Origin of the sequence: Pallidibacillus thermolactis (assembly GCF_025660415.1) — a bacterium.
In the GTDB taxonomy this organism is placed as follows: Bacteria; Bacillota; Bacilli; order Bacillales; family Caldibacillaceae; genus Pallidibacillus; species Pallidibacillus thermolactis.
This window is the reverse complement of record NZ_JAOUSE010000023.1, coordinates 34,819-42,827: the sequence shown is the minus strand read 5'-3', so window position 1 is coordinate 42,827 and position 8,009 is coordinate 34,819. Positions and strand designations below refer to the sequence as shown.

Sequence of the window (8,009 nt, the reverse complement as noted above, 5' to 3'; positions counted from 1 at the left end):
TATTTCAATTCATCGAAGGTTGGTATAATCGCAAACGAATTCATGGAAGCATTGGTTATTTGACACCGGATGAATACGAAAAAATGTGCCGAATAGCAGCGTAAAACATGGGGTACAGAACCACTTCCCCCTTCACATTTTTTTGGCACAACAGCCATGGGTTTATTTCTCCACGTCCCAAGTAGATTGTCAAAGGATCTTTTCACTTTGACAATCTACTTGGGACGTGGAACAATCCATGAATGGTTGTTGTGCAAAAAAACTTAATCTTTTTGTGTCCAAAAACTTGACGTAGATCCAGACTTTGTACATAATCCTGTACTTGATGCTGAATTACTCCACAAATTAATCAAACGCATAGATATTGAAGAAGATGGGAGTCCGAGTATCTATTACAGATTCCCGGACCCTAATATGTCTTCTAATTTTTAATTAACTTCACACAGCACTCCACATGGCTTGATTGGTAATCGCAGACATATTGATGTAGCAGTGTTACCTTAAAAGTTTTATTTTATAACTCATCAATTAAACACTTACTGTTTCATTAGTTTGTTTTATGTTTATTCCCGGTAGCCTTAATAGACAACTAATATTTGTTTCAGGTTGGAAATCTTCTCTTACAAAACTTCGCTGACTTGCAGTAAAAAATACTTCTTTCTTTGCTCTTGTTACTGCAACATAAAACACACTAAGTTCTTCTAAAAATTCTACTTCATTGTTTTCATTTACACTAAATATACAATAATCACCAAATATACAATTATTACGATTGCACAATCCGTTATAATTTGGAAATTGATTTTTTTCCATGTCAGGCAAAATAACATAATCCCATTCTAATCCTTTTGCTCCATGTACAGTGGTAACAATAACATTATCATCTAAAATATCAAGGTTTTGTCTTAATGACTTGTTCATAAATGTATCCATAATTATTCTGTATTTATCAGAATTTTGAAGACCCTTAAACTCATTTACAATTTTTTCTAGGAAAGAATGTAAAAGTTTAAACAATGAATTATTCATTGCATCAGAAACATTGTTATATTCTTTTTTTATTTCGTTTAAATAAAATTCAATATTTTTCTTTGAAAGATTTCTATTCTCCTCTATAAATATTGAGTAAAACTTATTCAAGCAAGTTTCATGAAATCTAATATACCGCTGATCTTCATCTGTAAATAATCCAAAAAAGAATTTTATATCGTTATATTTTAATGCTTCTAAAATCAAATTGATGTTGGGTCCGCGTTGTTTCACTAGTATTGCTATTTTACATTTGATATTCTTTGATTGTAATTCTCTAATTTGATTAACAATACCAAAAGCTTCATCTATTTGATTCTTATATAATTTGAAATTGACATTAGAGTCTTTTTTTATTGATGGATTAATTGGTTTCTTTGCATTTTCTCTAATATTTTTTTCAAGCAATAACATTTCATCATTATTTTCAAATCTATAGTTTTTTTCCAGTGCTATGTATTCCATATCGAACAGCTCTAATGTTAAATCTATAAGATTAGGTATAGCTCCTATGAACCCATAGATTCTTTGTAACGAATCTCCTAAAAAAACTAACTTACTTTCTTTATTAATTAATAACTGAATGAACGTCCAATTTAGAATGTTTGTGTCCTGAAATTCATCAATTATTATTATCGGAAAAAACTTAGTATAAAAACTTCTAATATTTTTATATTTATTTAACAACTCTATTGTCAAGGTTATAATTGAATTGTAAGATATAACCCCTTTTTCAATATACTTCGTTTTTATTATATTGTTATATTGTAGATAATTTTCTTTAATGTATTTTTCTTTATATTCCTTCGAAGCAATTGAAATATCCTTTACTAATTTTTTCTCATCTTCTAATAAGTTTATATTAAATTTATTTAGATTGTTTTCACTAGAATCATCTATATTTATTAACTGGTCTATATTTTTAAGTTCCTTGCTTAATAAATATCCATATTTTTTTAATATTCGTCTACATAAACCATGAAAGTTAGAAACATATACTTTTCCCTCCATATCAGATGTTTTCAGATTCTCATTATTCAATAAAAGTGTAGGTAAAATATTGACTACTTCATTTTTCATATTATATGCTGCATTTACGCTAAAAGTTAGAGCAAGAATTTTTTTATTGACTGGTACTTGCTTAGTTAAAATTAAATAAGCAATTTTACTTATAAGTGTTTTCGTCTTTCCATAGCCAGCTGGAGCCTCTACAATCAATCTATTTGTATCAGATAATATTACGTCTAGTTGTTTTTGGTCTCCATTATGAAGCTCTAATAATTTATCAATTATTAACTTATTATTCATATATTGACAACTCCATTGCTTTCTCTATCGCGTCCCTATATGTTTGGGGAATTTCTGTAACTGCTTCCGAAAGTAATCTTCCTTGTAAAATTGATTTATTTCCCCTAAGACTATTTAGAACGTCCGACTTTAATTCTTCTTTTAATCTATCAAGATTTTGCCCATTATCAATCTTTTCTAGTTCTTTATAAACTGGTCTTTGTCTTGGATTTATATCAATTCCTAACTTTTTTGCTTGCCCCATAAAAAATAAATACTTCTTCGGATCGTCTGTATACTGTTCTTCTAAGTACCTAATGTAATCGGAAAAATTAAAATACATATATATATCTTCTTCGAAATCCTGCCCTTGAGTTATATATAGATTTTTTATATTTTTAAATTTGTCCCCCTCTTTTTTATCTCCATCAATTATAGAAACAGTTTCAATTCCAAATTTATTAAATAAATCAACAAGGGGTGGGATAGAATCTGCACTACCAGCAGAAATAACAGATATTTCGTAATCATCTAAGTCAATTTCCATTCTTTCTGCAAATACCTTTATAGCTAATAACTCACTGTCTCCTTCTACAAATATAACTGTTCTTGAGAAAAATGCCTCTTTAATATATTGCATATGCTTGTTTAGATGTTTCTCTAAATCATCATCCAATTCAATATCTACACCACTTGAAACTAAGACTTCCCCATTGGAATTTTTATAAATTCTAACAATATGTTTATAGTCATCTAATAATATATTTGGTGAATGGGTAACAACAAATAATTGACCTTTTATACCATTAATTCCAAACAAATCAGAAAGAAGATTGTTAAAATCTCTTTGTGAATTAGTAGTTATTCTATAAATATACTTTATTAATTTTCTTTGTAAGTGGGGATGTAGATGAATCTCTGGTTCATCCAATCCTAAAGTAATTGGAAGTGTTACCGTTCCATTACCATCAGTAATAATTGCATTTTCAAACGTTTTTTTTCGCCTTTTTATATTAAATATTCTTTCTAATATAGAAATAGGTACTAAGTTACTAAATTGTATACCATATCCTAGCTTATCTACAGGGAAATTTTCATCGTTTTTTAATATGATCAACCTTGATAATATTTCCTTGATCTCATTTCCTGTATCGGCTTTAATATCATTAGCTTCAAAAGTTTCAATTAGTTCCAATTTCGAATTAATATAATCTAACAATCCTGCCAAATAGGTATTATTAATTAAATCTTCAGGTTGAACTTTCTCATCATTTTTAGTATATAAATCTATCAAATGTGAAAGAAAACGCCCACTTCCGGTTTTAGTATTGAAATTTAATTCATTTGAGGGCTTTCTTAAAGAGTCATAATAAATAAAATTAAGTTTTTTTATTAATGAACTTGATATTACTGTTTCTGTCTCCGCGTGTATAAAAGTTATATTTTCATCTGGATTTTCCTGTAAAGCAATTATGTTAATTTGTCTTTCATTTGTAGGATCAAAAAGATCTTCAAATACTCCAATTTCATCTTCATCCAGAAATAAAGTTATCTCTATTTCTATTGATTTTTCAATATCATTGAAATCCTCATCTATAAAATTTCGTTTATTCACCAATGTATTTAATAGTTTTAGCAAATTAGACTTTCCAATGTTGTTAAGTCCAACAATAAAATTTACTTCTGAATGAAAGCTAAAACTTAGTCCATCCAACGACCTATAATTACTGATATCCAATCTTTTTATTTTCATCTATTACCATCTCCTTAATTTATATTTGTCAAGAACTAAATATAACATTAACGAATTGTAATATTTCTAGTATTTTGTTTCTTGAATATATTTTATCAAAATATTCCCTATAAATTGTTCATATAATGTGAATTATTCATGATATAAAAGACGATAATATTCTTGTTAGTACGATTTGTAGTTCAGACATGGAGGAAATGCCCAGTCGCATTTCTTCTTTTTTTATTTCAGTATAAATTTTCCACTATCCCCCTTAAAATTAAGAAATTCCTAGCTATAATGGTTTCTGATTAACCGATTTGTTCAAAAGTAAATAGAAGTAACCATAATAAGCGAAAACCGCGGTTACATGATGTTGTCTTTCGGGATAACACCATGTGCCGCGTTTTTTAATGGAGGGATGATCTATAAGCAAACAAGAAACAGAAAAACAATTTCTTAACAAGATATTAAAAAGCTCTGAAAAAGTCGGAATCTCTAAAAGCATCATTGAACGATTTATCTTGTTCTATGGAAAGGAGGTTCAAAATTACAATGTCAAACCTGCTCGATCTACTGAAAGAGTTAGGGGTTCCCATTAAGACAAAAGTGTTCATTGAATCACCGAAACAAACAAATTACGAATATCAATTGCAAATGGATTTAGATTTGGATAAACACATCAAGTAGTTTAAAACCTTTTCCTTCCGTCAATCCTTATAAAAAAGGCTTTGACGGGAGGAGTAATTATGTCTCGAAAAGATATAGTAAAAGTTTCATTTAATGAAGATTTACAAGAGGAATCTTATTATTTTATGAAACGGCTAATTGAAAAAGTTTTAATCGATCAGCTTGAATTACAGCCAAAAATGAAGGGTTTCCTTCTTGAAGAAAGTAATAAAATTGTAGAAAAGGAGTAGACTCTCATGGAATCACACCAATATTATGAACCCAATAAATACTATGAAGATTTTATTGCGGTTTATAGCAGGGTAAGTACAGCTCAGCAGGACATTCAAAAGCAGATTCTACTTGCTGAATCTTATATTCATAATAATCGGATTGATTTAGATAAAGTGATTTGGTTAAAAGATGATAATGTTTCAGCCAATAAATTAGCCATTGAGGATCGGCCAGATTTACAAAAGTTACGATTACTTATTCAGCAGAAAAAAGTAAAAACAGTCATTGTATACAGTCGTGATCGTTTAGCGCGAAATTTTTACGAATACGTTGCAATAGTTAAAGAGTTTTATAAATACGGAATCAAGGTGATTTTTACATCAACGAAACAACCACCGTTCTCTCCTAAACTGTCGATCGAAGCACTATACGGAATTTTCGCACAAGTCGAGGGCCAGAATATTTCCGGTAGAAGAAAGGATACAATGAAACAATTTCCTTCTTCTATATTTGGATATAAACGGATTGGAAAAAGAAAAGATGTTAAGTATATCCCGAATCCAGAAGTGGTTAATGACTTAAAATCTTTTTTCTATGAAGTGGCTGAAACCAATGAAGCAGATGATTTGTTCAATATTATAATGAAATACAAAAAGATATTAAAAAACAAAAGGTACGAGGATTTATTAAAATATCTAGAAAATCCTTTTTATTCGGCACATATGAAGACTTCGTACGGTTTTGAAGTTCTCCATCATGTAGAACCGATTATCTCACTAGAAGAACATCTAAAAATTCAAGAAGTGCTAAAAAAATTGAAAGATGAAGTATTTCAAGCCATAACCAATGCAAAGGACAGAGGATACATTACTCCACAATGTATATTTTGCAAAAAAGACATGACTTTTAAAACTTCAAAACTGGGAGAAAGCAGTTACTATATCTGTAAAAGAAAACATGAGGAAATCAGAATTACGGTGGAACAATTGAATGAGAACATTCAATCTAAACTTTCAATCATTATAAAACATATCCCAGTTGACACAATTAAAAGCTTTGTATTTTCCCATTTATCTAGAATCGAAAAGGATTACAATCATGAGATCATTAACTTAAATCGAAAGTTAAGCTCAATTCATTCTACTATAGTAGAAAAATATGCGGCAAAAAAGAACATCGATTCACTCATTATTGAGTCAATGAATATAAAAAGTAAAATCAATCATCTCCATATTGAATTAGCAAAAATTGCTGAAGCACGAAATTCGGTAAATGATCTTGTCAAAACCATTAAGCAGAACTTAGAATTGGAAATTCAAAACTACAATTTATACTATTTATGCCATCTATTCCTTGAAAAAGTAGAAATCGGCCCGGATACATTTATTTATCATGTTCCCTTTGGAGAATTTTTGAAAGTTGGTGAGCCACATGCACTTTATGCATAAATACACTTACTTAATAAATGGGATTTACTTATTGACAGAAACACCTAGACCGAATCTTCAACAGGTAAATTTACCTTTTAATATTTTTAAAGAATCTATTCCTTTAGCAACATCGTATATTCGTTGGTCTGATGATGGACAAACATTCGGACATTCTTTGCATATACAAGAATCTGAAATTGTTGCTAGAGCAAAAAGAGAAGGATTTCAAGTTGTCGCATCTTTTATTGAAGAAGCAAAATCCGCCTATCATATTCCTGCACAAAAAAGGGTTCAAATGCAAAATATGAAGCAATTCATTTTAAATAATAAAAATGTGAAAGCTGTCATTTTCTATGAAGAATCAAGAATTACAAGGCTAATTGAAGACTTTGTATTATATGTACTCGGACCAATTAAAGAAGCCCGACCAAATTTTAAAGTATACTCAACGAAGATAGAAGGTGAATGGAACGAAAACAATCCTTATGTTCAAGCAAGATTGTCATTTGCTCATGAAGAATCGGTAGAGAAGTCTCGGAGAGCATCTGATTACCATACGTCTGTAGTAAATTCATCGAAACCCGAACGTCCCGGATCTAGAAATCCCTATGGTTATTCTCTAACAACAAAGGACAATACGATTGAAACCAATGAAAATAAAACCATTGTCATTCTTATCTTTTATTTATACAGTTACGGTTATAGTGATCGAAAAATCGCAAATTTATTAATTGAAGCGGAAATTCCACCGCCAAGTATTGATGCAAAAGGCTGGAGTGATTCAACCGTACGATATATTTTAAACAATCGTTGGTATATCGGTGAATTAGCTTGGTTTACTCGTACCAGCTTTGAAAATAGTAAAAAGAAACCAGAGGAAGACATTTTTCTATTTAAAAATCATCATGAACCTTTAATCGGGGCTAATTTGTGGAATGTCACCCAATTCTTTAGAAACTACAAACAAAATAAGGATCACATGGATAGCCCGTTTATTTTACGAGATTTAGTTTATTGCCATAAATGTAAAGAGAAACTGATAACAAGAAATTCAACTCCCGCTAAGTCCAAGAAAAAATATATGTATTACTGTTGCCCTTCGTGTAAAAAGAAAATATCAACTGATAAAATTCATGAAAGTATATTTGCTGATTTTTCATTAAGATGGGGCAGGGAATTGAAATATTATGAAAAGCAAACAGAAAAAATCTTAAATCGATGGAAAAAAGGGCTTGAACAAAAAATCAATGACTTGAACGAAAACCTTGAAAAACTAAAATATCTTTTATCCACACTTGATAAAAATAATGAGTACTATCAGGAGTTAAAGGAAATCTTTGAAATGCAAATACACTCTACTTCAAAAGAATTACAGGAATACCATAATACAAGAGAACAGATTGACCTTTTGTCAAAAGATGAAATGCAATCCGAATTAATCGGTCGTTTTAAACAAGATATTCATAGTTATTCAAATGAAGAAAAACGTGCTATCTTCCTTTTGGCAATCGAAAAGATAGGAATTAACTTTTCGAAAGATAACCATATAAGAATCGATTACCGGCTCACACCATATGTGGAGATTGAAGACTTAATGAAGCAGCTAGATATCGAAAGTGCGTAAACTG

General features: G+C 29.9%; 7 protein-coding genes. 5 read left to right on the top strand and 2 right to left on the bottom strand.

Annotation, left to right across the window (positions count from 1 at the left end):
* Positions 1–104: IS3 family transposase (locus OEV82_RS16165; RefSeq protein WP_407672719.1), on the top strand; the 104-nt coding region annotated here is incomplete at its 5' end.
* Between the two features lie 424 nt (positions 105–528).
* On the opposite strand, the gene OEV82_RS08770 is transcribed toward OEV82_RS16165, so the two are convergent.
* Together OEV82_RS08770 and OEV82_RS08765 are read right to left on the bottom strand one after the other, a co-directional pair.
* Positions 529–2,337 carry a UvrD-helicase domain-containing protein gene (locus OEV82_RS08770; protein ID WP_263061635.1) on the bottom strand — a complete coding sequence of 603 codons (1,809 nt, stop codon included), beginning with the start codon at positions 2,335–2,337 and terminating at the stop codon, positions 529–531.
* A complete protein-coding gene (locus OEV82_RS08765) occupies positions 2,330–4,069 on the bottom strand; it encodes an ATP-dependent nuclease (protein WP_263061634.1) in 1,740 nt (579 codons plus the stop codon). The genes OEV82_RS08770 and OEV82_RS08765 overlap by 8 nt, the downstream gene beginning before the upstream one ends.
* Positions 4,070–4,603: 534 nt before the next feature.
* Between OEV82_RS08765 and OEV82_RS08760 the strand changes: the two genes are divergently transcribed.
* From OEV82_RS08760 to OEV82_RS08745, 4 genes are read left to right on the top strand one after another with little or no spacing between them, the layout of a single operon-like run.
* The gene (locus OEV82_RS08760; protein WP_263061633.1) at positions 4,604–4,738 is read left to right on the top strand and encodes a hypothetical protein; all 135 of its coding nucleotides are present in this window, start codon (positions 4,604–4,606) and stop codon (positions 4,736–4,738) included.
* Positions 4,739–4,797: 59 nt separating this feature from the next.
* Complete coding sequence (locus OEV82_RS08755; RefSeq protein ID WP_216408873.1) at positions 4,798–4,968, top strand: hypothetical protein; 171 nt, start codon at positions 4,798–4,800, stop codon at positions 4,966–4,968.
* 6 nt (positions 4,969–4,974) lie between these two features.
* On the top strand, positions 4,975–6,399 hold the full coding sequence (locus tag OEV82_RS08750; protein WP_263061632.1) for a recombinase family protein: 1,425 nt from the start codon (positions 4,975–4,977) through the stop codon (positions 6,397–6,399).
* Positions 6,383–8,005, top strand: a complete 1,623-nt coding sequence (locus OEV82_RS08745) for a recombinase family protein (protein ID WP_263061631.1) — start codon at positions 6,383–6,385, stop codon at positions 8,003–8,005. The genes OEV82_RS08750 and OEV82_RS08745 overlap by 17 nt, the downstream gene beginning before the upstream one ends.
* The last annotated feature ends 4 nt before the right edge of the window (positions 8,006–8,009 follow it).

What these genes read in the sequence shown, in the direction of transcription:
- OEV82_RS08765 (WP_263061634.1), bottom strand. Translation starts at nt 4,069, where the DNA reads ATGAAAATAAAAAGATTGGATATCAGTAATTATAGGTCGTTGGATGGA.
- OEV82_RS08755 (WP_216408873.1), top strand. Translation starts at nt 4,798, where the DNA reads ATGTCTCGAAAAGATATAGTAAAAGTTTCATTTAATGAAGATTTACAA.
- OEV82_RS08745 (WP_263061631.1), top strand. Translation starts at nt 6,383, where the DNA reads ATGCACTTTATGCATAAATACACTTACTTAATAAATGGGATTTACTTA.
- OEV82_RS08750 (WP_263061632.1), top strand. Translation starts at nt 4,975, where the DNA reads ATGGAATCACACCAATATTATGAACCCAATAAATACTATGAAGATTTT.
- OEV82_RS08770 (WP_263061635.1), bottom strand. Translation starts at nt 2,337, where the DNA reads ATGAATAATAAGTTAATAATTGATAAATTATTAGAGCTTCATAATGGA.
- OEV82_RS08760 (WP_263061633.1), top strand. Translation starts at nt 4,604, where the DNA reads ATGTCAAACCTGCTCGATCTACTGAAAGAGTTAGGGGTTCCCATTAAG.